1 protein-coding gene is annotated in these 1,141 nt (G+C 67.0%); it reads left to right on the top strand.

Annotation, left to right across the window (positions count from 1 at the left end):
* Nucleotides 1-93 precede the first annotated feature (93 nt).
* A partial coding sequence (locus D7Y15_RS43560; RefSeq protein WP_121756225.1) for an IS4 family transposase occupies nucleotides 94-1,141 on the top strand: 1,048 nt, incomplete at its 3' end.

The raw sequence follows: 1,141 nt of genomic DNA, 5'->3' as shown, positions 1-1,141 counted from the left end.
CTGAGTGATCCCCGCATTTAAGCGAGCGGATCGCCAGACGCCTACCTGACAGCTGCGTGCGAGGCGGAGTGGTGGGGAGCAGTAAGAGAGGCCATGCGGGGACGCAAAGTGGCCATCAACGAAGAGCAGGTGCTGAGGTTCCTGGAGAGCCTGTTCGAGGAAGACCTGCACGCCAAGAGGGTGCTGTCGCTGGCGCACGCGACGTTGGGCGTGGTGCACGCCGCGTCGCTGTCGGTGCACGCCATTGGCCAGGCGCTGGCGTGGGCGCGAGGCGGAGTGCAGAAGCACGGCATCAAGCAGGTGGACCGGCTGCTGTCCAACGATGCGGTGGACGTGTGGAAGCTGGCGGCCTCGTGGGTGCCATACGTGCTGGCCGAGCGCACCGAGGCGCTGGTGGCGTTGGACTGGACGGACTTCGAGGCCGATGACCACACCACCCTGGTGGCCAGCCTCGTCACCTCGCATGGACGCACCACGCCCCTGCTGTGGATGACGCTGCAGAAGAGCGCGCTGGCGGGCAACCGCGCCCAGGCGGAGGATGAGCTGCTGCTGCGGCTCAAGGAGTGCGTGCCCGAAGGGGTGAAGGTGACGGTGCTGGCGGACCGGGGCTTCGCGGACCAGCGGTTGTATGCCCTTTTGGCCCAGGCGGGCTTCGAGTACGTGGTGCGCTTTCGCAAGGACGTGCGGGTGGAGGTGGCCGGCGGCACCGGGTGTCCCGCGGCCGAGTGGATTCCCACCAGCGGGCACGCCAAGAAGCTGATGGACGTGCATGTGACGGCGGACCGCACGCCGGTGCCAGCGGTGGTGCTGGTGCACCAGAAGGGAATGAAGGAGCCGTGGTGTCTGGCCACCAGCCTGGGAGCCTCCAGCGCGCGCCAGGTGGTGGACCTCTACGCCCGGCGCTTCTCGTGCGAGGAGACGTTCCGGGACGTCAAGGACTTGAGATTCGGGATGGGACTGTCCACGGTGCGCGTGAAGAGTCCCGAGCGCAGAGACAGGCTGCTGCTGGTGAGCGCCTTGTCCCAGGTGCTGCTGACGCTGCTGGGCGCCGCGGGGGAGAGTCTCGGGATGGAGAAGGGTTTGAAGGCCAACACAGCCAAGACGCGCACCTACTCGCTCTTCCGACAGGGCTGCATGTATT

The organism is Corallococcus sp. AB030 (assembly GCF_003668965.1).
Classification (GTDB): Bacteria; Myxococcota; Myxococcia; order Myxococcales; family Myxococcaceae; genus Corallococcus; species Corallococcus exiguus.
Note: the sequence above shows the minus strand (reverse complement) of the source record. Positions and strands in the feature narration are given on the sequence as shown.